Annotated in this window: 18 protein-coding genes; 7 read left to right on the forward strand and 11 right to left on the reverse strand. The window is 73.3% G+C overall.

Going from position 1 to position 22,635, the window contains the following annotated elements; genetic code table 11:
* Positions 1-17: 17 nt before the first annotated feature.
* Positions 18-2,600, reverse strand: a complete 2,583-nt coding sequence (gene pepN, locus LG379_RS07785) for an aminopeptidase N (protein ID WP_225754021.1) — start codon at positions 2,598-2,600, stop codon at positions 18-20.
* Between the two features lie 152 nt (positions 2,601-2,752).
* Between pepN and LG379_RS07790 the strand changes: the two genes are divergently transcribed.
* The 4 genes from LG379_RS07790 (at position 2,753) to LG379_RS07805 (ending at position 7,969) form a co-directional block, all read left to right on the forward strand.
* Positions 2,753-3,409, forward strand: a complete 657-nt coding sequence (locus LG379_RS07790; protein WP_225754022.1) for a DsbA family protein — start codon at positions 2,753-2,755, stop codon at positions 3,407-3,409.
* 314 nt (positions 3,410-3,723) lie between these two features.
* Entirely contained in the window at positions 3,724-5,532 is a 1,809-nt protein-coding gene (locus LG379_RS07795) for a carbohydrate-binding module family 20 domain-containing protein (RefSeq protein ID WP_225754023.1), read from the forward strand.
* Between the two features lie 144 nt (positions 5,533-5,676).
* Complete coding sequence (locus LG379_RS07800) at positions 5,677-7,275, forward strand: NAD(P)/FAD-dependent oxidoreductase (protein ID WP_225754024.1); 1,599 nt, start codon at positions 5,677-5,679, stop codon at positions 7,273-7,275.
* 118 nt (positions 7,276-7,393) lie between these two features.
* A complete protein-coding gene (locus tag LG379_RS07805) occupies positions 7,394-7,969 on the forward strand; it encodes a DUF6636 domain-containing protein (protein ID WP_225754025.1) in 576 nt (191 codons plus the stop codon).
* 42 nt (positions 7,970-8,011) lie between these two features.
* Here the strand turns inward: LG379_RS07805 and LG379_RS07810 are convergent, their stop codons facing one another.
* The gene (locus tag LG379_RS07810; RefSeq protein WP_225754026.1) at positions 8,012-10,021 is read right to left on the reverse strand and encodes a M13 family metallopeptidase; all 2,010 of its coding nucleotides are present in this window, start codon (positions 10,019-10,021) and stop codon (positions 8,012-8,014) included.
* Between the two features lie 79 nt (positions 10,022-10,100).
* On the opposite strand from LG379_RS07810, the gene LG379_RS07815 reads away from it, so the two are divergent.
* Positions 10,101-10,562 (forward strand): ribose-5-phosphate isomerase, encoded by a 462-nt coding sequence (locus LG379_RS07815; protein ID WP_225754027.1) that lies wholly within the window; start codon positions 10,101-10,103, stop codon positions 10,560-10,562.
* Between the two features lie 10 nt (positions 10,563-10,572).
* Here the strand turns inward: LG379_RS07815 and LG379_RS07820 are convergent, their stop codons facing one another.
* Positions 10,573-11,811: a GNAT family N-acetyltransferase gene (locus LG379_RS07820; RefSeq protein ID WP_225754028.1), complete on the reverse strand. Its 1,239-nt coding sequence runs from the start codon at positions 11,809-11,811 to the stop codon at positions 10,573-10,575.
* 112 nt (positions 11,812-11,923) lie between these two features.
* On the opposite strand from LG379_RS07820, the gene LG379_RS07825 reads away from it, so the two are divergent.
* Positions 11,924-13,078: a PP2C family protein-serine/threonine phosphatase gene (locus LG379_RS07825; protein ID WP_225754029.1), complete on the forward strand. Its 1,155-nt coding sequence runs from the start codon at positions 11,924-11,926 to the stop codon at positions 13,076-13,078.
* An 8-nt stretch (positions 13,079-13,086) separates the two neighbouring features.
* Complete coding sequence (locus LG379_RS07830; RefSeq protein WP_225754030.1) at positions 13,087-13,401, forward strand: MGMT family protein; 315 nt, start codon at positions 13,087-13,089, stop codon at positions 13,399-13,401.
* A 44-nt stretch (positions 13,402-13,445) separates the two neighbouring features.
* On the opposite strand, the gene LG379_RS07835 is transcribed toward LG379_RS07830, so the two are convergent.
* The 8 genes from LG379_RS07835 to cysK all read right to left on the reverse strand — a co-directional run bounded on the left by LG379_RS07835 (position 13,446) and on the right by cysK (position 22,483).
* Positions 13,446-13,985, reverse strand: coding sequence for a CoA-binding protein (locus tag LG379_RS07835; protein WP_225754031.1), 540 nt, complete (start codon positions 13,983-13,985; stop codon positions 13,446-13,448).
* Positions 13,982-15,364, reverse strand: coding sequence for an O-acetylhomoserine aminocarboxypropyltransferase/cysteine synthase family protein (locus LG379_RS07840; RefSeq protein ID WP_225754032.1), 1,383 nt, complete (start codon positions 15,362-15,364; stop codon positions 13,982-13,984). Before LG379_RS07840 ends, LG379_RS07835 begins: the two co-directional genes overlap by 4 nt.
* A complete protein-coding gene (gene acs, locus LG379_RS07845) occupies positions 15,361-17,415 on the reverse strand; it encodes an acetate--CoA ligase (protein ID WP_225754033.1) in 2,055 nt (684 codons plus the stop codon). The genes LG379_RS07840 and acs overlap by 4 nt, the downstream gene beginning before the upstream one ends.
* Positions 17,416-17,471: 56 nt before the next feature.
* Positions 17,472-18,419 carry an ABC transporter permease gene (locus LG379_RS07850; protein ID WP_370634470.1) on the reverse strand — a complete coding sequence of 316 codons (948 nt, stop codon included), beginning with the start codon at positions 18,417-18,419 and terminating at the stop codon, positions 17,472-17,474.
* A gap of 101 nt (positions 18,420-18,520) precedes the next feature.
* Positions 18,521-19,570 carry an aliphatic sulfonate ABC transporter substrate-binding protein gene (locus LG379_RS07855; RefSeq protein ID WP_225754034.1) on the reverse strand — a complete coding sequence of 350 codons (1,050 nt, stop codon included), beginning with the start codon at positions 19,568-19,570 and terminating at the stop codon, positions 18,521-18,523.
* Between the two features lie 89 nt (positions 19,571-19,659).
* Positions 19,660-20,493, reverse strand: coding sequence for an ABC transporter ATP-binding protein (locus LG379_RS07860; RefSeq protein ID WP_225754035.1), 834 nt, complete (start codon positions 20,491-20,493; stop codon positions 19,660-19,662).
* Positions 20,494-20,958: 465 nt separating this feature from the next.
* Positions 20,959-21,543, reverse strand: coding sequence for a serine O-acetyltransferase EpsC (gene epsC, locus LG379_RS07865; protein WP_225754036.1), 585 nt, complete (start codon positions 21,541-21,543; stop codon positions 20,959-20,961).
* Positions 21,544-21,547: 4 nt separating this feature from the next.
* On the reverse strand, positions 21,548-22,483 hold the full coding sequence (cysK, locus tag LG379_RS07870) for a cysteine synthase A (protein WP_225754037.1): 936 nt from the start codon (positions 22,481-22,483) through the stop codon (positions 21,548-21,550).
* Between the last annotated feature and the right edge of the window lie 152 nt (positions 22,484-22,635).

The following is a 22,635-nucleotide window of genomic DNA, read 5'->3' on the forward strand; positions in this document are numbered from 1 at the left end:
GTGCTGTCCCGCGGCGCTCAGCGCTCGCGGTCACGCTCCTGCGCCGCCAGCGCGCGGCGCACGCCGTCCCGCGACTCGACGACGAGCCGGCGCAGGGCGGGGTGCCGGTCACCGTGCTCCGTGAGCCAGGCGTCGGTCCGGCCCAGGACGTCCACGTGCGTCCCGGCCAGGAGCGAGGGGTAGAGGCCGACGACGACGTTCTGCGCGATCTCGTTCGTCCGGGTCGTCCAGACGTCCTCGATGACGTCGAAGTACCGCTCCACGAACGGCTCGAGGAGCGAGCGGTCGTGGACGCGGGAGAACCCGGCGATCGTCGAGGTCTGCAGCGCGTTGGCGAGGTCCCCGCGCTCCACGACGGCGGCCCACGCGGCGGCCTTGGCCTCGGGGGTGGGCAGGGCGGCCCGGGCCGCGGCCGCGGCACGCTCCCCGGTGGCCGTCGCGTCGGTCGCCAGCTGCTGCACGATCCGCTCCTCGCCCGCACGCCCACCGGCGACGAGCGAGGTCAGGAGCTCCCACCGCAGGTCGGTGTCGATGCTCAGGCCACCGAGCGCCGTCGTGCCGTCCACGAGCGCCCCGAGCCGGTCCAGCTGCTCGGGGGTGGTCGCCCGGGCTGCGAAGGCCTTGGTGAGCTGGAGCTGGAGGTCGCTGCCGTCCGGGGCCGCCGAGGCGAGCTCCCACAGCCGGTCCGCGGCCGCCGCGGCGGTGGCCTCCCGGTGCTCCGGTGCGACGTACAGGTCGAGCGTCAGGGTGAGCTGGCGCAGCAGCACGAGGACGACCGAGGAGTCCGTCTCGTGCGCGATGTTGGTCAGCACCAGCTCGACGAAGTCGCGCGCCGCCAGCTCGCCGTCGCGCGTCATGTCCCAGGCCGCACCCCACACCAGCGTGCGCGGCAGCGAGCTGGTGAACGCGTGCAGGTGCTCCGTGGCGACGGCCAGCGACTGCTCGTCCAGGCGGACCTTCGCGTAGGCCAGGTCGTCGTCGTTCACCAGGACGAAGGCCGGGCGCTCCTGACCGACGAGCTCCGGCACCTCCGTGCGCTCGCCGTCCACGTCGAGCTCGACGCGCACCGTGCGCTCCAGCTGCACGCTGCCGTCCGGCTGCTCGACGAGGTCGTAGCCGCCGACGGCGAGCCGGTGCGGGCGGAGGTGGGGGTGGTCCGCCGGCGCCTCCTGCGTGATGGCGAAGGCCGTGATGACGCCGTCGTCGTCGGTCTCGACCTCGGGGCGGAGCAGCGTGACGCCGGCCTGCTGGAGCCACTGCTGCGACCACGTGCCGAGGTCACGACCGCTCGTCTTCTCGAGCTCGGTGAGCAGGTCCAGCAGCTCCGTGTTCCCCCAGGCGTGGCGCTCGAAGTACGCGCGGACGCCGGCGAAGAACTGCTCCTCGCCGACCCACGCCACGAGCTGCTTGAGCACCGAGGCGCCCTTGGCGTACGTGATCCCGTCGAAGTTGACCTCGACGTCCTCCAGGTCGCGGATGTCCGCGACGATCGGGTGCGTGGACGGCAGCTGGTCCTGGCGGTACGCCCAGGACTTCTCCAGCGAGGCGAAGGTGGTCCACGCCTGGCGCCACGGCGTGGCCTCCGCCGTCGCGAGCGTCGAGGCGTACTCGGCGAACGACTCGTTGAGCCACAGGTCGTCCCACCAGCGCATGGTCACGAGGTCGCCGAACCACATGTGGGCGAGCTCGTGCAGGATCGTCACCGCACGGCGCTCGACCGTCGCCTCGGGCACCTTGGACCGGAAGACGTAGTTCTCCAGGAAGGTGACGGCGCCGGCGTTCTCCATGGCGCCGGCGTTGAACTCCGGCACGAAGATCTGGTCGTACTTGGCGAACGGGTACGGCAGCGCGAACCGCTCCTCGAAGAAGGCGAACCCGGCGCGGGTGATCTCGAGGATGTTCTCGGCGTCGAGGTACTGCGCGAGCGAGGCGCGGCACAGGACGCCCAGCGGCACCTGACGGCCGTCGGAGCTCGTGAGCTCGCCGTCGACGCGGTGGTACGGGCCGGCGATGATCGCGGTGACGTAGCTCGCGAGCCGTGGCGTGGGAGCGAAGTCCCAGCGCGCCGTCGGCCCGCCGTCGCCGCCCGACAGCAGGACGGCCTCCGGGGTGGGCGAGCCGGAGACGACCGTCCAGTGCGCCGGCGCCGTCACCGAGAACGCGAAGGTGGCCTTGAGGTCCGGCTGCTCGAAGACGGCGAACACGCGGCGGGAGTCGGCGACCTCGAACTGGGAGTAGAGGTACACCTCCTGGTCCACCGGGTCCACGAAGCGGTGCAGGCCCTCGCCGGTGTTCATGTACGCGCAGTCCGCCACGACGCGGACCTCGTTCTCGGCCTCCAGGCCTTCCAGGGTGATCCGCGAGTCGGCGACGACGGCGGCCACCTCGAGCGGACGACCGTTGAGCACGACCTCGTGCACGGTCGGGGCGATGAGGTCCAGGAACGTCGCTGCGCCAGGGGTGGCGGCGAAGCGGACGACCGTCGTCGAGGCGAACGTCTCCGGACCGGTGGTGAGGTCCAGGGCGATGTCGTACGAGTGCACGTCCACGAGCGCGGCGCGCTCGCGGGCCTCGGCGCGGGTCAGGTTCTCAGCGGGCACAGCGGGTGCTCCTCGGTGTCAGGGGTGTGACGTCCGGGTGATCCTCCCACGCAGGTGCCGGACCCACGCCGGGAATGCCTGCGGCCGCGGACCGTTGTCTCCTGGTGGACGGCCAGGCCCGCGGACGGGCCCCATCGACACCGAGGAGAACGATGACGACGACGGCGAGCGTGCCTAGCCAGGCAGCGGCACCCGATGCTGAGGCCACGGTCCGGGCGGACTTCTGGTTCGACCCCCTGTGCCCCTGGGCGTGGATGACGTCGCGGTGGATGACCGAGGTGGAGCAGCACCGACCCGTCGACCTGCACTGGCACGTCATGAGCCTCGCGGTGCTCAACGAGGGTCGGGAGCTCCCGGAGGACTACCGTCGGCTGATGGACGAGGCGTGGGGACCGGTCCGGGTCGTCACCGCCGCTCGGCTCGCGCACGGCGAGGAGGTCGTCAAGCCGTTGTACGACGCGATCGGCACGCGTCTGCACCCCGGCGGGCGGCGCGAGGAGATGCGTGAGGTGCTCGCGGAGTCGCTGGCCGAGGTCGGCCTGCCGGCCGCGCTCCTCGAGGCCGCTGACACCGACGCGCACGACGACGAGCTGCGGGCCTCCCACCAGCGCGCGATCGACCTCGTGGGGGACGAGGTCGGCACCCCGGTCGTGGCCATCGACGGCGTCGCCTACTTCGGTCCCGTCATGACGCCGGCACCGAAGGGCGAGGACGCCCTGCGCCTGTGGGACGGGCTCGTCCTCATGACGCAGGTGCCCGGGTTCTACGAGCTCAAGCGCACGCGTACTCAGGGCCCTGTGCTCGACTGACACGCATGGACGACCCTCTCCGGAGGGTGACGACGCCGCCGCCGGGCTCCCGGCGGCGGCGTCGTCCGTTTCGGACGCAATCGTCCTGACCTGCGGCGTCGCGTGTCGTCGGACCGCTCGAAGGAGCGCTGGACGGCCCGGACCACCCCTTGCGCCGGCACCCCGAGGGACCTACCGTTGCAACCCTTCCAGGTTGTTGCGGGAGTTGTTGCAGCCCGTTTGCATGCGCTCCATCCGAGGCCGTCGCACCGATGCGGCGGCTGGCCGTCACCGGGTCATCGAGGACCCGGCCGACCCGAATGGACCGAACACACATGAGGGACACGTCCCCCTTCCGGCGCGCGGGGGCGCGCCGGACGCCACGGGCACGCCGCTCGCCGGCAGCACTCCTCAGCGCCGCCATGGTCACGACCGCGCTCGCCGCGGGCCTCACGGCGGCGCCGCTCGCGGCTGAGCCGGCGGTCGCGGCCACCGCGGCGAGCAAGGGCGTCACGGCCGTGATGTTCCAGTGGCCGTTCGCCGCGATCGCGCGGGAGTGCACGAGCAACCTGGGTCCGGCGGGCTACGGCTACGTGCAGACGTCGCCGCCGCAGGAGCACGTCCGGGGCACCCAGTGGTGGACCAGCTACCAGCCGGTGTCCTACAAGGTCGAGAGCCGGTTCGGCACGCGGGCGCAGTTCGCCTCGATGGTCCAGACCTGCAAGAACGCCGGCGTCCAGGTCATCGCGGACGTCGTCATCAACCACATGTCCGGCCAGTCCGCGGGCGGCACCGGCTGGGCCGGCACGGTGTTCCAGCACTACAGCTACCCCGGCACCTACGGCAGCCAGGACTTCCACGACTGCCGCCGGGACATCACCGACTACGGGAACGCCTGGGAGGTGCAGAACTGCAACCTGGTCAACCTGGCGGACCTCAGGACCGAGTCGGACTACGTCCGCGGACGCATCGCGGGGTACATGAACGACCTCATCTCCCTGGGCGTCACCGGCTTCCGCGTCGATGCGGCCAAGCACATCCCGGCCGCCGACATCGCCAACATCAAGAGCCGCCTCACGAACCAGAACGTGTACATGGTGCAGGAGGTCATCGGAGCGGCGGGCGAGCCGATCAAGGATACGGACTACACGTCCATCTCCGACGTCCACGAGTTCGACTACGCCCGGGAGCTCAAGCGCGTGTTCGCCGGCGGCCAGCTCTCCTGGCTGAGCAACTTCGGCGAGGCCTGGGGCCTCATGCCGTCGGCCAGGGCGGGTGTGTTCGTCGACAACCACGACACCGAGCGCAACGGCGAGACGCTGAACCAGACCTACGCGTCGACCTACACGCTCGCCAACGTCTTCATGCTGGCCTGGCCCTACGGCAGCCCGAGCATCCACTCCGGCTACTCGTTCACGGACTACAACGCGGGCCCTCCCGGCGCCGGCACGGGCACGGTCCCCGCGCCCACGTGCTACAGCAACGGCTGGCGGTGCCAGCACGACTGGCGCGAGATCGAGAACATGGTCGGCTTCCGCAACGCCACCGCCGGCGCCGCCGTCGGCAACTGGTGGACCAACGGGAACAACCAGATCGCCTTCGGCCGCGGCGCCAAGGGCTACGTCGTGATCAACCGTGAGGGCGCCGCGCTGAGCCGTACCTTCCAGACGTCGTTGCCCGCGGGGGCGTACTGCGACGTCGCGCAGGGCCTTCCCACGGGCACCGGCTGCGCCGGCCGCAGCATCACGGTCGACGCGTCGGGCCAGTTCACGGCCACCGTGAACGCGAGCACCCCGCTCGCGCTCCACGTCAACGCCAAGGCGGGCGCCGGCACGACGACGCCCACGACGCAGACGACGATCTCCTTCGGCGTCGACGCGACCACCGTGTACGGGCAGAACGTCCGGGTCGTGGGGAACCACCCGTCGCTCGGCTCGTGGAACGCGGCGGCCGGCGTGCCGCTGTCCTCGGCGGCCTACCCGGTGTGGCGCGCGAGCGTCGCGTTCCCGGCCGGGACCCGGGTCGAGTACAAGTACGTCAAGGTCGACGGCAACGGCACCGTCGTCTGGGAGAGCGGGGTGAACCGGGTGGCCACGTCGCCCTCGACCGGGACGCTCACGCTCAGCGACACCTGGCGCAGCTAGCCGGGACCTCGAACGGCGGGGGGCGGGCGTGACCTGGAGCGCACCGCCCGCCCTCCGCCCTTACCTCGCCGCCGCCGCGGCGGGACCCACGGCCGGACGGTTCTCCCAACGTCCGGCCGTGGTGCTGCCCGCTACCGTTCACCCGTGACCGACGAGGGCGCCTCCACACCAGCAACCCGCCCGTCCCGGGCCCGCTACGACGCCGTCGTCGTCGGCGGCGGGCACAACGGGATGACCGCCGCCGCGTACCTGGCCCAGGCGGGCCGCTCCGTCCTCCTCCTGGAGGCCGGCGACCACCTCGGCGGCGCGACGCGGTCCGCGCGGGTCTTCCCCGGCGTGGACGCGCGGCTGTCCCGCTACTCGTACCTCGTCTCCCTCATGCCGGCCGCGGTGCGCGACGAGCTCGGCCTGCGACTGGACCTGCGCCGGCGCCGGTTCTCCTCCTACACGCCCCTGCCGATCGACCCGGCGCGTGGCCTCCTCGTCGACAACGCCGACGACGACGCCACGCGCCGCTCGTTCGAGGCCGTCGGGGCCGCCGACGACGCCACGGCGTGGCGGGCCTTCGGCGCCCGCACCGCTGCGCTGGCGCGGGCCGTGTTCGGCACGGTGACCGATGAGCTGCCGACCGCCGAGGCGGTCCGGGAGCAGATCGGTGCGCAGTGGTGGACAGACCTCGTCGAGCGACCGCTCGGCGAGCTGGTGGAGCGGAGCTTCTCGTCGGACCTGGTGCGGGGAGTCGTCCTCACGGACGCGCTGATCGGGACGTTCGCCGGGGCGCACGACCTCTCGCTGGTGCAGAACCGGTGCTTCCTCTACCACGTCATCGGTGGCGGCACGGGGGACTGGGACGTGCCGGTGGGCGGCATGGGGGCGGTGGCCGCGGAGCTCGAGACCGCCTGCCGGCGTGCCGGGGTCGAGGTGCTCACCTCGGCCCGCGCGACGTCCGTCGGGACGTCCGGCTCTGCCGTGGAGGTCGCCTGGCACGACGCCGACGGCCGTGAGCACGCGGTCGCGGCCGGCCACGTGCTGGCCGGCTGCAGCCCGCGGGACCTGGACCGGCTGCGCGGTCGCGAGCCCGCAGCCGAGCCCGAGGGTGCCCAGCTCAAGGTCAACATGCTCCTCACGCGGCTGCCCCGGCTGCGCGACCCGGCCGTCGACCCGGCGGCCGCCTTCTCCGGCACCTTCCACGTCCACGAGGGGTACGCCCAGCTGCAGCAGGCGTACGAGGAGGCGGCCGCGGGCCGGGTGCCCGCCGTGCCGCCGTCCGAGATCTACTGCCACTCCCTGACGGACCCGTCGATCCTCGGCCCGGACGTGCGGGAGCGCGGGTGGCACACGCTGACGCTGTTCGGGCTGCACATGCCGGCTCGGCTCTTCCGGGGTGACCCGGAGGGGGCGCGTGCGGAGGCCCTCGCGGCCACGCTGCGGTCGCTCGACAGCGTCCTCGCCGAGCCGATCGAGGACTGCATCGCGCTCGACGCCGACGGCCGGCCCTGCCTGGAGGCGCGCAGCCCGGTCGACCTGGAGACGGACGTCGGGCTGCCCGGCGGGCACATCTTCCACCGTGACCTCTCGTGGCCCTGGCGCGACCGCGACGAGGGCGATGCCACCCCCGCCGCCCGGTGGGGCGTGGCGACCGATGACGCGCGGGTGCTCCTCTGCGGTGCCGGGGCCGTCCGCGGTGGAGGGGTCAGCGGCATCCCGGGGCGCTCGGCGGCGATGGCGCTCCTCGGGCGCTGAGGAGGGGCGGTCCACCGACGCGGCGCCGGTCGCCGGCCCCCGGGCGACATCGCCTCCCACGGCGCGGGCGTGGCATGCTGCCTGAGGCATTCACCCGAACGGACCACAGGGAGCCCTCATGTCCACGCCGCCCGCCGGTCGTCCCGCGCGACGGCTCGGACCCGGTCTCACGGCGTTCCTCGTCGTCGACGTGATCCTGGTGCTGGCCTTCCTCGTCGTGCTGGGGACGACCCTCGCCGGCCGCGACAGCGCGGAACCGGAGCCCGTCGCCCAGCCCACGCAGGCGGCACCCGAGCCGGAGACGTCACCCGAGGAGTCGCCCCAGGAGGAGGCGGAGGAGGTGGGCGAGGTCCGAGCGTTCGTCCTGCCGAGCGGCAACATCCACTGCACCATGGACGAGGCGTCCGCGACGTGCACGATCCTGTCCTTCAGCTACGAGCGACCCGCCCCGCCGGAGGGCTGCGCGGGCCAGGTCGGCAACGTGCTGGCGGTCGACGCGGAGGGGAACGCCGGGTTCACGTGCCAGGAGGGCGAGCCGTCGGGCCCGGCCGAGGGCACCCCGGTGCTGGAGTACGGCGAGCAGACCACGGTGGGCGCGATGACCTGCGCGAGCTCCACGAACGGCGTGCTGTGCCGGCACAACGAGAGCGGAGCCGGGTTCTCGGTCGCGCGAGCCGGCTACCTGTTCTTCTGACGTCTCGCGACCTCGTCCGACCTCCTCACGTCGATCGCTTCCTCACCAGATCCGCACCCGCTCCTCGGGCGCCAAGTACAGGGCGTCCCCCGGCTGGACGTCGTACGCCTCGTGGAACTCGTCGAGGTTCCGGACGATCCCGTTGCACCGGAACTCGTTCGGCGAGTGCGGGTCCGTCGCGAGCCGGCGGATCATCTCCTCGTCGCGACCCTTGGACTGCCACACCTGCGCCCAGCCGAGCAGCACCCGCTCGGCGCCCGTCAGGCCGTCCAGCACGGGCGCCTCCGCCAGCGGTCGTCCGAGGGCGATGCGGTAGGCCCTGAGAGCGATGGACAGGCCGCCGAGGTCACCGATGTTCTCGCCCACGGTGAGCGCCCCGTTGACCCGGTGGGAGTCGTCCAGCTGGGCGGGGGAGAACCGGCCGTACTGCTCGACGAGGGCGGTGGTGCGCTTCTCGAACTCCGTCCGGTCCGCCTCGGTCCACCAGTCCTCCAGGCGCCCGAGCCCGTCGTACTTCGAGCCCTGGTCGTCGAACCCGTGGCCGATCTCGTGCCCGATCACGGCGCCGATGCCGCCGTAGTTGACGGCGTCGTCCGCCTCCGGGTCGAAGAACGGCGGCTGCAGGATCGCCGCGGGGAAGACGATCTCGTTCATCCCCGGGTTGTAGTACGCGTTGACGGTCTGGGGCGTCATGAACCACTCGTCGCGGTCGACGGGACGCCCGATCTTGCGCATCTCGCGGTCCTGCTCGTACGCGGACGACCGCCGCACGTTGCCCACGAGGTCGGCCGGGTCGACGACCAGGCCGTCGTAGGACTTCCACCGGTCCGGGTAGCCGATCTTCGGCGTGAAGGCGTCGAGCTTCTCGAGGGCCCGTTGCCGGGTGGCCGGGCCCATCCAGTCCAGCGCCGTGATGGACTCCCGGTACGCGGCGACGAGGTTGTCCACGAGCTCCACCATCCGCGCCTTGTGGCTCGGGGGGAAGTGCCGCTCGACGTACACCTGCCCCACCGCCTCGCCCAGGGCCGCCTCGACCAGGGACACGCCGCGCTTCCACCGGTCCCGGAGCTGCTCGGCGCCCGTCAGCGTGCGGCCGTAGAAGTCGAAGTTCGCCTGCACGAAGCGCTCGCTGAGGTACGGAGCCCGCGCGGACACCAGGTGGTAGCGCAGCCATGCCTGCCACTGCTCGAGCGGTGCCTCCTGCCAGAGCAGCGCGAAGCCGACGGCGAAGTCCGGCTGACGGACCACGAGGTCCGTCATGACGGACTCCTCGATCCCTGCCGCCGCGACCCACGCGCGCCAGTCGAGACCGGGTGCCGCGTCGGCGAGCGCAGCGAGCGTCATGGGGTTGTACGTGAGGTCGGCGTCCCGGTTGCGGACGACGTCCCAGTGGTGCCCGGCCAGGCGCGTCTCCAGCTCGACCACCAGGTCCGCCTGCCGCCGGGACTCCTCGTCGTCCAGACCGGTGAGGCCGAGCATCCGCGCGACGTGCGGCGCGTACTGCTCACGGACACCGGCGTAGGCCTCCTCCCGGTAGTACGACTCGTCCGGCAGCCCCAGGCCGGACTGGTGCAGGTAGACGACGTAGCGCTCCGGGTCCTTCGCGTCGTTGTCGACCCAGAACACCACGCCACCGGCGCCGCCGGTCCGCTGGAGACCGCCGAGGACCTGCGTGAGCGCCGCCAGGTCACCCGCCGCGTCGATCGCCGCGAGCTCGTCGCGGATCGGGTCGAGGTCGAGCTCCTCGATGCGCGCGGTGTCCATGAAGCTCGCGTAGAGCGCCCCCACCTGCTGGGCGGGGCCCGCCTCGGGCGTCGCGGTGGCGCCGTCGTCGGCGACCTGCGCCCCCAGCGTCTCGATGATCGCCCGGACGTGCTCCTCCGCCCGGTCGTGCAGCGCGCGGAAGGCGCCGTCCATCGCCCGGTCGGCGGGGATCTCGTGGCTGTCGAGCCATCGACCGTTGACGTGCCGGTACAGGTCGTCCTGCGGGCGGACCGCGGGGTCGAGCGCAGTCACGTCGATGCCGCTGCGCGGCGTGGCGGGAGTCGTCATGGGCCCAGGCTAGGTGAGGCCGCAGACACGTCCGCCACGGAGCCGCCCCGCGGCAGGACCGCGCTGGCAGGATGACGCCATGCGCATCCACATCGCCGCCGACCACGCCGGGTTCGACCTCAAGCAGGCCCTCCTGGAGCACCTGCGCGCCCAGGGCCACGACGTCGTGGACCACGGGGCCTTCGAGGACGACCCGCAGGACGACTACCCGCCCATGTGCATCGCCGCGGGACGGGCCGTCGTCGCCGAGCCGGGCAGCCTCGGCATCGTGCTGGGCGGCTCGGGCAACGGCGAGCAGATCGCGGCGAACAAGGTCCCGGGCGTCCGGGCCGTGCTCGCCTGGAACGAGGACACGGCGCGGCTGGGTCGTGCGCACAACGACGCGAACGTCGTCGCGATCGGGGCGCGCCAGCACCCCCGCGAGGAGGCGGTCGCGATGGTCGAGGCGTTCCTCGCCGAGCCCTTCAGCGGCGATGCCCGGCACCAGCGCCGCATCGACCTGCTCGCCGCCCACGAGCGGGGCGAGGACATCACCCGCTGACGGGCGGGCGTCAGAAGACCCAGCTGCACCCCGGCGGCACCGGCCACCCGAAGGCGGTCGCCGCGCGGGCGAGCGCGGCCGGCCGCTGGGCCGTGACGAGGCCCGCGGCCGCGAGCGAGGCCAGGGACGGCCCGCCGAGGTACGCGGCGCCGAGCTCCCGCACGTCGAGCACCAGGTCGGGCGAGCGGTCGACCGGCGTCACGACGGCGCCGTCGGCGCCGCCCTCCAGCCGCCAGCGGCCGGAGTTCGCCGGGACGAGGTCGTCGCGGACCTCCAGGACGACGTCGACGTCGGTCGAGTAACGCCGCGCCGCCAGGGCCGCGGGGACGTCGAGCAGCCGCACCCAGACGTTGTCCGTCAGCCGGGGCTCGGTCGCGCGCAGGTCGACGAGCAGGTGCAGCAGGGCGTCGTCCTGCGTCACCCACGCCTCCGTCGTGGCCATGAGGTCCAGGTCCAGCAGCACGCCCCACAGGGCGCGGGCCACGGCGGGGTCCTCGGCCACGAGGTCGCGGACGCGGACCGTCCCGCGGGGGCCAGCGGCCCCCCAGTCCGACTTGCGCCGGAAGAAGGCGTACCCGACCGGCCTGCCGTCCCGCTCGGCGACCGCGATCCGCAGCGCCTCGGCGCCGTTGCGGAACGCCGGCGGGTCGTCGAGGTACGCGGCCCGGAGCTCGGGCGTCTCCCGCGTCGCCCATCCGGGACGGTCCACGGCCTCGTGGAGCGCCTGGACGATCTGGTCGTGCCGCTCCTCCACCCTCTCCAGGCGCACGCGGACCTGGTCCGCCCCGGGGACCGGTCGGAGCGCGGCCGTACGGGGCACCGTGAGCCGGACGTCGTAGGCCGCGACGCCGTAGCCGAAGCGTCCGTAGATCGCGGGCTCGGCGGCGTAGAGGGCCGAGACGGCCTCACCGCGAGCCAGGCTGCGGGCGACGTGGTCGTGGATCATCGCGCGCAGCAGACCGCGACGGCGGTGCGCCGGGTGGACGCCGACCCACGTGAGACCGGCGACGGGCACCCGCGCGCCCGGCACGGGGAACCGGGAGAAGGGGTAGGACGCGTGGACCGCGACGAGCTCGCCGTCGTCGGTCTGGACGCCGCGTGCCCGCTCCCACGTCAGCGGCGACGGCAGGCCGAGAAGGACGTCGTCGTCGACGCTGGAGGGGAAGGCCCAGGTGTCGAGGCCGACGACGTCGGCGTGGCGGGAGGGGTCGAGGTCGACGGCGCGGTACCCCGCGGGGAGGTGGGTCATGGCGCCCATGCTGCTCCGCAGCCGGGCCGGAGCGCACGACCTTTCCGACGCCGTCCGGCGTGGCGGCGGATGGGTGCTGCCCCGGGGCCACGGGCTGGATACAGTCGCGCTCGTGACGACCCTCCCGCCGGACGACGGTCGCCGTCGGCGCCGCGACGACCGCGGGACCCGACGGCGCCGCGCGCGTCGTCGCGCGGGCGCGGTCCGCCAGGTCCGGTGGGGGCGGCTCACGCGGCGGCACACCATGATGCGCCGCCAGATCTTCGGGACGTCCGGGCTCGTCCTGCTCGCCCTCCTCGCTGCCGCCGGGATGGTGCTCTCGCCGCAGTGGATGCCGCAGTCGGCGATGCTGTTCATCCTGCTGCTCGGCGTCTTCATGCTGCGCGTCACCGGCATGGCCCTGCTGTGCGCGACCGTCCTCGGAGCCCTCGTCGTCATGACGACCACCGGCCTGCGCACGGTGCCTCCAGGTGTCTTCGTCGTGGTCACGCTGGGCGCCGTGGCGGGGATGGTCTTCGTCCGCAGCCGGTCGCGGCTCGGTCTGCAGGGCGCCGCCAGCGACCTCATGCTCGTGGACCTGCGCGACCGTCTCGTCGCGCACGGCCGGATCCCGCCGCTGCCGCAGGGATGGCGGGTGGACAGCGTCGTGCGGTCGGCGAACGCCGAGGCCTTCTCGGGCGACTTCGTCGTCGCGGCGCGCTCCCAGCACGGTCAGATGCTCGAGATCGTCCTCGTGGACGTGTCCGGGAAGGGCCAGGAGGCCGGCGTCCGGTCGTTGCTGCTGTCCGGGGCGTTCGGCGGGCTGCTGGGCGCGATGCCGCGCGAGGCGTTCCTGCCCGCAGCCAACAACTACCTGCTCGACCAGAACTGGCCGGAGGGCTTCGCGACGGCGATCCACGTCGCCGTGCGCCTGGACACGGGGCAGTTCTGGGTCTCGACGGCGGGCCATCCGCCGGCGGTGCAGCTGCACGCGGGCTCGGGGCGCATCGAGCGCCTCGACACCACCGGCGGCCCGGCGCTCGGCGTCGTCGTGGCGCCGTTGTTCTCCGTCCACACCGGGGTCCTGCAGCACGGTGACACCGTGATGCTCTACACCGACGGCCTCATCGAGGCGCCCGGCGCCGACGTGGAGCTCGGCATCGACCGGCTCATGGGCGCGGCGGAGCGCTTCATCTCCACCCGCAGCGGGGGTGCCGACGCGGTCCTCGCCGGGGTGCGTGCCGGCGAGGGCGACGACCGCGGCCTCATCCTCATCCACCGCGACTGAGGGCCGGCGTGGACGAGGAGTACCTGGAGGCCGTCCTGGACCTCGTCGCGGCCATCCCCGCCGGACGGGTGATGACCTACGGGACCATCGCGGAGGAGGTCGGGGGCGTCCTCCGGCGAGGGGGCCCGCGCCAGGTGGGGGCGGTGCTCTCGCGGGCCGGCTCCGGCGTGCCGTGGTGGCGCGTGGTCAACGCGTCCGGCCTGCCGCCCGCGTTCAAGCGCGCCGACGCGCTGGCGGTCCTGCGCTCGGAGGGCTGCCCGCTGTCCGCCGACGACGCACGCGTCCGCCTGCGCGACGCGCTGTGGTGGCCCGACGGGACCTGACCGTGCCTGCCGGCGACCTCCAGGACCTCAGGACCGCCGTCCCCTCAGCGCAGGCCGCGTCGGGAGCTGATCACCCCGGTGTCGAAGCCGGCCAGGTGCAGGCCGCCGTGGAACCGCGCGTGCTCGATCTTCACGCAGCGGTCCATGACCACCTCCAGGCCGGCGGCCTCCGCCCGGCGGGCGACCTCCTCGTGCCACGAGCCCAGCTGCAGCCACAGGGTCCTCGCGCCGACGGCCAGCGTCTCGTCGAGCACCGTCGGCAGGTCGTCGTGCCGGCGGAAGACGTCCACGAGGTCCGGCACGACGGGGAGCGCGTCGAGCGACGGGTACACCGGCCGGCCGAGGATCTCGGTCGCCCGCGGGTTGACGAAGTACACGTCGTACGGCGAGGAGGACAGCAGGTAGGTGGCGACGAAGTAGCTGGCACGCGAGGCGTTCGCCGACGCGCCGACGATCGCGATGGACCGGGTGCGCCGCAGGAGGGCGAGGCGCTCGGGGGCGCTGGGGCCGACCCACGTGCGCGCGGCCGCGCCGGGCGCGGGTGCGGGGGCCGGGAGGGCGCAGGCCTGGGCGTCGGTGGTCACGCGGACACCTCCACGGTCTCGGTGCGGGCGGCGGCGTCGTCGTCGGCGGTGAACGCCTCCCGCGGGCCCACGGCGGCCGTGAGGGCCTGGTCGAGGTCCCACAGGACGTCCTCGACGTCCTCGAGCCCGACGCTGATCCGGACGAGGTCCTCCGGGACGCCCGCCGCGGCGAGCTGCTCCGCGGAGAGCTGCTGGTGGGTGGTGGACCCCGGGTGGATGACGAGCGTGCGCGCGTCCCCGACGTTCGCCAGGTGGCTGGCCAGCTGGAGCGCCTCGATGAACCGGCGCCCGGCCTCGCGGCCGGGGACCTCGACGGTCCCGCGCACCCCGAAGGCGAACACCGACCCGGGCCCCAGGGGGAGGTACTGCTGCGCCCGCGCGTGGTGCGGGTGCGACGGGAGCCCGGCCCAGTTGACGTACCCGATGCGGGGGTCGGCCTCGAGCCACGTCGCGACGGCGCGCGCGTGCGCGACGTGCTCCTCGATCCGCTGGGGGAGCGTCTCGACGCCCTGGAGCAGGTTGAACGCGGACTGCGGCGCCAGCGACGGGCCGATGTCGCGGAGCTGCTCCGAGCGCAGCTTCGTGAGGAACCCGTACTCGCCGAAGTTCTCCCACCAGCTCACGCCGCCGTAGGAGGGCACGGGCTCGGTCATCTGGGGGAAGTTCCCGTTGCCCCAGTCGAACCGCCCGCTCTCGACGACGACGCCGCCGAGCGTCGTGCCGTGCCCGCCGAGGAACTTCGTCACCGAGTGGATGACGATGTCCGCGCCGTGCTCGATCGGGCGGCACAGGTACGGCGTGCTCAGCGTCGCGTCGATGACGAGGGGCACGCCGGCGGCGTGGGCGACCTCCGCCAGGCCGGCGATGTCGGTGATCTCGCCGGAGGGGTTCGCGATGACCTCGGCGTAGACGACCTTGGTCTCGGGCCGGATCGCCGCGGCGTAGTCGGCCGGGTCCGTGCCGGGGACGAACGTCGTCTCCACCCCGAACCGCCGCAGGGTCACGTCGAGCTGGGTGACCGTGCCGCCGTACAGCGACGCGGCCGCGACCACGTGGTCGCCCGCGCCGACCAGAGCGGCGAACGTGATGAACTCCGCCGCCATGCCCGACGACGTCGCGACCGCACCGATGCCGCCCTCGAGCGAGGCGATCCGCTCCTCCAGGGCCGCGACCGTGGGGTTGCCGATGCGGCTGTAGATGTTGCCGTACTTCTGCAGCGCGAAGAGGTTCGCGGCGTCGTTCGTGTCGTCGAAGACGAAGCTCGTCGTCTGGTAGATCGGCACGGCGCGGGCGCCGGTGGTCGGGTCGGGGACCCCGCCCGCGTGCAGCGCGCGGGTGCGGAAGCCCCAGCGGCGGTCGCCGGTCGTCGGTTCGGTCACGGGTTCTCCTTCGACGTGGCCGCAGCGCGGGCGCGCAGGACCGCCTGGATGCGGGTGAGGGACGTCTCGTCCTGCAACGACGTCACGTCGCCGAGACTTCCCCCGGCGACGAGGTCCGCAAGCAGACGACGCATGATCTTGCCGGAGCGCGTCTTCGGCAGGTCCGGGACGACGACGACGTCGCGCGGCCTGGCGATCGGTCCGATCTCCTTCGCCACGTGGGCACGGAGCGTCGCCGTGAGCGCGGCCGCGTGCTCCACCCAGGCCGCGGCGTCGTCGGCGGTGGCGGGCGGCTGCGCCGGGATGACGAAGGCGGCGATCGCCTGCCCCGTCGTGGGGTCGCTCACGCCCGCGACGCCGGCCTCGCCCACGGCGGGGTGGGCGACCAGCGCGGACTCGATCTCGATCGTCGACAGCCGGTGGCCGGAGACGTTGATGACGTCGTCGACGCGCCCGAGGAGCCAGATGTCGCCGTCCGCGTCGTAGCGGGCGCCGTCGCCGGCGAGGTAGTAGCCGTGCCGGGCGAAGCGGGACCAGTACGCGTCGCGGTAGCGCTCCGGGTCTCCCCAGACCGTCCGGGCCATGCCCGGCCAGGTGCGGTCCACGACGAGGAAGCCGCCCGCGCCGTGCGGGACCTCGATGCCGTCCTCGTCCACGACCTTCGCGGAGATCCCCGGCAGCGGCCGGGTCGCGGAGCCCGGCTTGAGCGTCGTGACACCCGGCAGCGGCGCGATCATGGTGGCGCCGGTCTCGGACTGCCACCAGGTGTCGACGATCGGCAGCTCGCCGCGGCCCAGCTGCTCGCGGAACCACACCCACGCCTCCGGGTTGATGGACTCCCCGACGGTGCCCAGCAGGCGCAGGCTCGACAGGTCGTAGGAGTCCGGCACGCCGTCCGGGAACCACGTCATGAGCGTCCGGATGAGGGTCGGAGCCGTGTAGTACACGGTGACCCCGTAGCGCTCGATGATCTCCAGGTGCCGCGCCGTGTGCGGGCTGTTCGGCGTCCCCTCGTAGATGACCTGCGTGAGCCCGTTGCTCAGCGGGCCGTAGATCTCGTACGTGTGGGCCGTGACCCAGGCGAGGTCCGCGGTGCACCAGTGGACGTCGTCGTCCTTGGCGTCGAAGAGCGCCCAGTGCGTCCAGGACGCCTGCGTGAGGTAGCCGCCCGCGGTGTGCACGAGGCCCTTCGGCCTGCCGGTGGTGCCCGACGTGTAGATGACGAACAGCGGGGTCTCGGCGTCGAACGCCTCGGCCTCGTGGTGGTCGTCCGCGGTGTCGACGACGTCGTGCCACCACAGGTCCCGGCCGGGCGTCCACGGGACGTCGGGCGTGGCCTCGCCGGTGCGCCGGACGACGAGCACGTGCTCGAGGTGGTCCAGCCCCGCCGCGGCCTCGTCCGCCGTGGCCTTGGTGGGGACGGCCTTCCCGCGGCGGTACTGGCCGTCGGAGGTCACGAGGACCTTGGCCCGGAGGTCCTCGAGCCGGAACCGGAGCGCGTCCGCGGAGAACCCGCCGAAGACGAGGGAGTGGATCGCCCCGATGCGCGCGACGGCGAGCGTGACCACGACCGTCTCGGCGAGCACGGGCAGGTAGACGACCACCCGGTCGCCCTGGCCGACCCCGAGCGCCGTCAGCGCGTTGGCGGCTCGGGCGACCTCGCGCTGCAGGTCGGCGTAGGTGAGGACCCGCCGGTCGCCGGGCTCGCCCTCGACGTACAGGGCCACCTTGTCCCCGCGACCCGCGGCGACGTGCCGGTCGACGCAGTTCACCGCGACGTTGAGCCGGCCGCCGGCGAACCACTCGGCCCGCGGGACGGTGAGCTGCTCCGGGTCGTCGGTGTGCGGCACGGCGGGTGACCACGTGTGTGCGGTGTCCCAGGGCTCCGCCCAGTCGAGCCGCCGTGCGGCGTCCGCCCAGAACGCGACGTGGTCCCGCTCGGCCGCCGCGGTGAGGCGAGCGTGCTCGTCCGGGCCGACGTTCCAGCCGCCGTCGGGCGCCGGGAAGGTCCGGTCCTCGACGAGGAGGTTGCTGATGGTCGCGGTGCTCATGCCGTCCTCGGGTCGGTCGTGGTGGCGGGCGTGCGGGCCGGAAGGGGTGCGCCGCCTCAGAACCGGCGCAGCAGGCGCTTCTCGACGACGCCGATGAGGGCGTCCGTCGTCTTGCCCAGCACCGCCAGGACGACGAGGGCCAGGAAGATCCGGTCCACGCGACCGTTGTTCGCGGAGTCGTTGAGCAGGAAGCCCAGGCCCATCGACGAGGCGATGAGCTCCGCGGCGACGAGGAAGAGCCACGCCTGGGCCAGGCCGAGACGCAGACCCGAGACCACCGACGGGGTCGCGGCAGGCAGCTGCACGCGCAGCAGGAGCGAGGGGCCCCTGAGGCCGTACGCCCGTCCGGCCTCGACCAGGTGGCGGTCGACGTGCCGCAGGGCCGAGGCGACGGTGGTGTAGACGGGGAAGAACGCGCCGATCGCCACGAGGATGACCTTCGAGTCCTCGTTGATCCCCACCCACAGCACCATGAGCGGCACCCAGCCGAGGGACGGCACGGCGCGGACGGCACCGATGGTGCTGCTGAACAGGGCGTCGGCCCACCGTGACAGCCCGACGACCGCACCGACGGCCAGGCCCAGGCCGGCCCCGAGCGCGAAGCCGAGGAGCACGCGCTGGACGGAGATGGCGACGTGCGTCCAGAGCGACGGCCCGCGGTCCCAGGTCGCGAGCTCGACGGCGGCGCTCCACACGGACGTGGGCGACGGGAGCTCGTAGGACGCGAACTGGCCCGTGACCGAGGTGACGAGGTGCCAGACGACGAGCAGGACGAGCGGGACCACGGCGGACACCGCGATGCGCACGCCGCGCCGGGACAGGGGCTCAGGCCGCGGCCGGCCGCTCCGCGGCTGCGGGCCGGGCCCGGAGTCGTCGGGGCGGCCGCCGGCCCCCTCCGACGACGGCGCGGGGCGGCCCGTGTCGACCGGGTTCAGCCCGCGCAGCGGTCGTCCCTGCCGGTCGACGATGGGGCCCGTCCCGGTGCTTCCGAGGATCGTGTCCATGGTGGTCGTCCCTTCCTGGCCTGCGGGGGTGCTGCTGCGGGGCTGGTGCGCGGTGAGAGGGTGCCGGCCCCCGCCCCCCGACGAGGGCCGGCACCGGTTGGTCAGTCCGTGATGGAGGCCGGGTCGGCCTGCGTCACGAACGAGTCCTCGAAGAGGCTGTCGAGCGCCTCGTCGATCTGCTCCTGGTTGGACACGTCGCCGGACTCGACGAAGATCGGGCCGACGACCTCGAGCACGGCGCGCTGCTCCTCGCCCGGCACGGGGTCGAGGTCGATGACGGTGCGCTCGAGGATGACCTTCTCGGCGATGGCGAGGTCGATGCCCGCGACGTCGGCGAGGATCTGCGCCGTCTCCTCCGGGTTCTCCAGCGCCCACGCCCGCGCCTTCTCGTAGGCGTCGACGACGACCTGGGCGAGGTCCGGGGACTGCTCGAGGAACGTCTCGGTCGCGTTGAGGAAGCCGTAGGTGTTGAAGTCGATGTTCCGGTAGATCAGCCTGGACCCGGCATTCACCTCCGAGTCGGCCATGATCGGGTCCAGGCCCGACCACGCCTGCACGGACCCGTTCTCCAGAGCGGTGCGCCCGTCGGCGTGCTGGAGGTTCTGCACCTCGACGTCCGCCAGGGTCAGGCCGTGCTCCTCGAGCGTCTGCAGCAGGAAGAAGTACGGGTCCGTGCCCTTCGTCGCTGCGATGGACGTGCCGGCCAGGTCCTCGACGGACTGGACGGGGGAGTCGGCCGGCACGACGATCGCCGACCACTCGGGCTGCGTGTAGAGGGAGATCGTCTTGATCGGCGACCCGTTCGCCCGGGCGAGGAGCGCCGCGGACCCGGCGGTGGAGCCCACGTCGACGACGCCGGCACGCAGCGCCTCGTTGGCCTTGTTGGAACCGGCGGACTGCACCCACTCCACGGTGACGTCGTCGCCGAGCGTCTCCTCGAGCCAGCCCTGCTCCTTGATGATGAGGCTGAGCGGGTTGTAGGTGGCGAAGTCGACGGTGAGCGTGTCGCTGCTCCAGCCGTCCTCGCTCGTGGCGCCGGGAGCAGGGGCGTCCGCCTGGGTGGCCGAGCCCTCACCCGCGACGCAGCCGCTGAGCATCAGGGCCGCGGCCACGGACGCGGCGGTGACGGACAGTGCTGATCGGATCTTCATGAGTACCTCTCGGGTGGGGGCCGGCGGGTGCCGGCGGTGCCGGCAGGTGCCGGCCGGTCAGGGGTGGGGGGATCTGGGGAGGGTCCGGCTCAGCGCGCCGCGTGGTGGTGCGGGTCGACGCCGAGGCCCTGGAGCAGCTCGGCGCGCAGGTGCGCGAGCTCCGCGTCGCCGCGGTCGCGGGGCCGCGAGCCCGGCACGTCGACGACGGAGCGAACCGTGCTGGGCGTACCCCTCGGCGCGCCCTGCGGCCGGCCGAGCAGGACGACCCGGTCGGCGAGGTAGAGCGCCTCGTCGACGTCGTGGGTGACGAGCAGGACGGTGGCGCGCTCGACCGCGTGCACGTCGAGGAGGAGGTCCTGCATCCGCAGGCGCGTGAGGGCGTCGAGCGCGCCGAACGGCTCGTCGAGGACCAGGACCCCGGGGTTCCGCGCCAGCGCCCGCGCCAACGAGGCCCGCTGCGCCATGCCGCCGCTGATCTGACGCGGCCGGTAGTGGGTGCACTCGCCGAGGCCGACGAGGCCGAGGAGCTCGTGGACGCGCTGCTTGCCGACCGCCCGGTCCGTCCCGCGCGGGAGGCCGACGGCCACGTTCTGGGCCAGCGTGCGCCACGGGAGCAGCCGCGGTTCCTGGAAGGCGACGGCACAGCGGGTGTCCACGCCGTCGACCGGGGCGCCGTCGATGAGGATCTGTCCCGCCGTCGGGGCGTCGAGCCCGCTCACCTGGCGCAGCAGGGTCGACTTGCCGCACCCCGAGGCTCCGATGAGCGCGACGATCTCCCCGGCGCCGATCTCCAGGTCGACGTCGGCGAGGACCGTGGTCGGGCTGCCGCTGCGGTCGCGAGGGGCGAACGTGCGGCCGACGCCGCGGATGCTGACGGGGTGGGCTGGGTGCGAGCGCACGGGGGCAGGGGTGGTGATGGCCATGGCAGGTCCTCGGGGGGTCGGCGGACCCGTGCTCGTCCGGAGCCGCGCGCGCGCAGGCCAGGACGTCGCGCACGGGGGTGCAGGACGGGGCTGGGGTGTCTGCGCTGGCTACCTAGGTCCGCCGTTGGACCGGGACGTGCCGCGGGGTGCTGCCCTCGAGGGGGCGGGTCGGCTCGTCAGGCGCCAGCGCGTGGCATGCAGCCACACATTCGGGCCATCGGCAGCGCCATCGAGTCGTGGTGACCGATCATGGCGCTGACCTCCCTCCCGTGCCGGCGTCCCGAGTCCGAGACGACGCGAGTCGGCCGCTCGGCCGACGTCGTGACAGTAGGCGCACGGCCGGGACCGTGTAAACCAGCGAGACAGATCGGCTCAGATGGCGAGACGCCCGTCGCGCCTACCGACGCCGAAGGGCCCGTGCTCACGCACGGGCCCTTCGGGTGGGACGGCCGCCGTCCGCCTCAGTCAGATGTAGATCGCCGGGTCCTCCACGAGCTCGGCCGCCGGGGCCGCCGCCGGTCGCGTCCGGATCACCGCGGGCACGCCCACGGCGGTGGCCTCGGCGGGGACGTCCTTGACGACCACCGCGTTGGCGCCGATCTGCGCCCCGTCGCCGATCCAGACCGGGCCGAGGATCTTCGCCCCCGCGCCGACGACCACGCGGTCGCCGAGCGTCGGGTGGCGCTTGCCCCGTCGCATGCTCTTGCCCCCGAGCGTGGACCCGTGGAACAGCACGACGTCGTCGCCGACGACCGCCGTCTCGCCGATCACGACACCCATGCCGTGGTCGATGAACAGCCGTCGGCCCAGGTGGGCACCCGGGTGGATCTCGACGCCGGTCGCCGCCCGGGCCGCCTGCGACAGCAGACGGGCCGGGATGCGCAGCCCGGGGCGCTGCCACATGCGGTGCGCCAGCCGGTACACCCAGACGGCGTGAACCCCGGGGTAGCCCAGGGCCACCTCGAGCCGCGACCGCGCCGCCGGGTCTCCGTGACGTGCCGCGTCCAGGTCCTCGACGAGGTCCTGGAGGAAGAGCCAGACAGGGCGCATGCGATCAGTCCACGAGGTCGGAGTAGAGGATCGAGGAGAGGTACCGCTCGCCGAAGCTGGGCACGATGACGACGATCGTCTTGCCCTCGTTCTCCGGGCGCTTGGCGATCTCGACCGCCGCGTGGATCGCGGCGCCGGACGACAGGCCGACGAGGATGCCCTCCTGCTGGGCCGTCTCGCGTGCCACGCGGACGGAGGTCTCGGCGTCGACGTCGAACACCTCGTCGTACACCGTCGTGTCGAGGATCTCGGGGACGAAGTTCGCGCCGATGCCCTGGATCTTGTGCGGGCCCGGCTGGCCGCCGTTGAGGATCGGCGACTCCGCCGGCTCCACGGCCACGACCTTGACGTCGGGCTTGCGGTCCTTGAGCACCTGGCCGACCCCGGTGATCGTGCCTCCCGTGCCGATGCCGGCGACGAAGATGTCGACCTGGCCGTCCGTGTCCGCCCAGATCTCCTCGGCCGTGGTGCGGCGGTGGATCTCCGGGTTGGCCTCGTTGGCGAACTGACGCGCGAGGACGGAGCCCGGCCGCTCGGAGGCGATCTGCTCGGCGCGGGCGACGGCGCCCTTCATGCCCTCCGCGCCCGGGGTGAGGACGAGCTCGGCGCCGAAGGCCCGCAGGAGGACGCGGCGCTCCTTCGACGCCGTCTCCGGCATCGCCAGGACGACCTGGTAGCCCCGCGCCGCGCCGACCATCGCCAGCGCGATCCCGGTGTTGCCGCTGGTGGCCTCGACGATCGTGCCGCCGGGCGGGAGCTCGCCGGACGCCTCCGCGGCGTCGACGATCGCCACGCCGATCCGGTCCTTGACCGAGCTGGCGGGGTTGTAGAACTCGAGCTTCGCCAGCACGGTGGCACCGGCGCCCTCGGTCACGCGGTTGAGCCGGACCAGGGGGGTGTTGCCGATGAGCGTGGTGACGTCGTCGTAGATGCGGGCCATGGTTGTCCTCGTCTCGCTGGGCCTCGTGGGGCGGGTGGTGGCGGGACGCACGGTGTGCCGGCTGCTTCGTGCCGGCGTGCCTGCCGGATGCTCCTGGCTGCACAACCGTGCGGCGTCATGGGGAATTCCGCGGTGTGCCGCGGTGGCCGGGG

Source organism: Actinotalea sp. Marseille-Q4924, from assembly GCF_916618755.1.
Taxonomy (GTDB): Bacteria; Actinomycetota; Actinomycetes; order Actinomycetales; family Cellulomonadaceae; genus Actinotalea.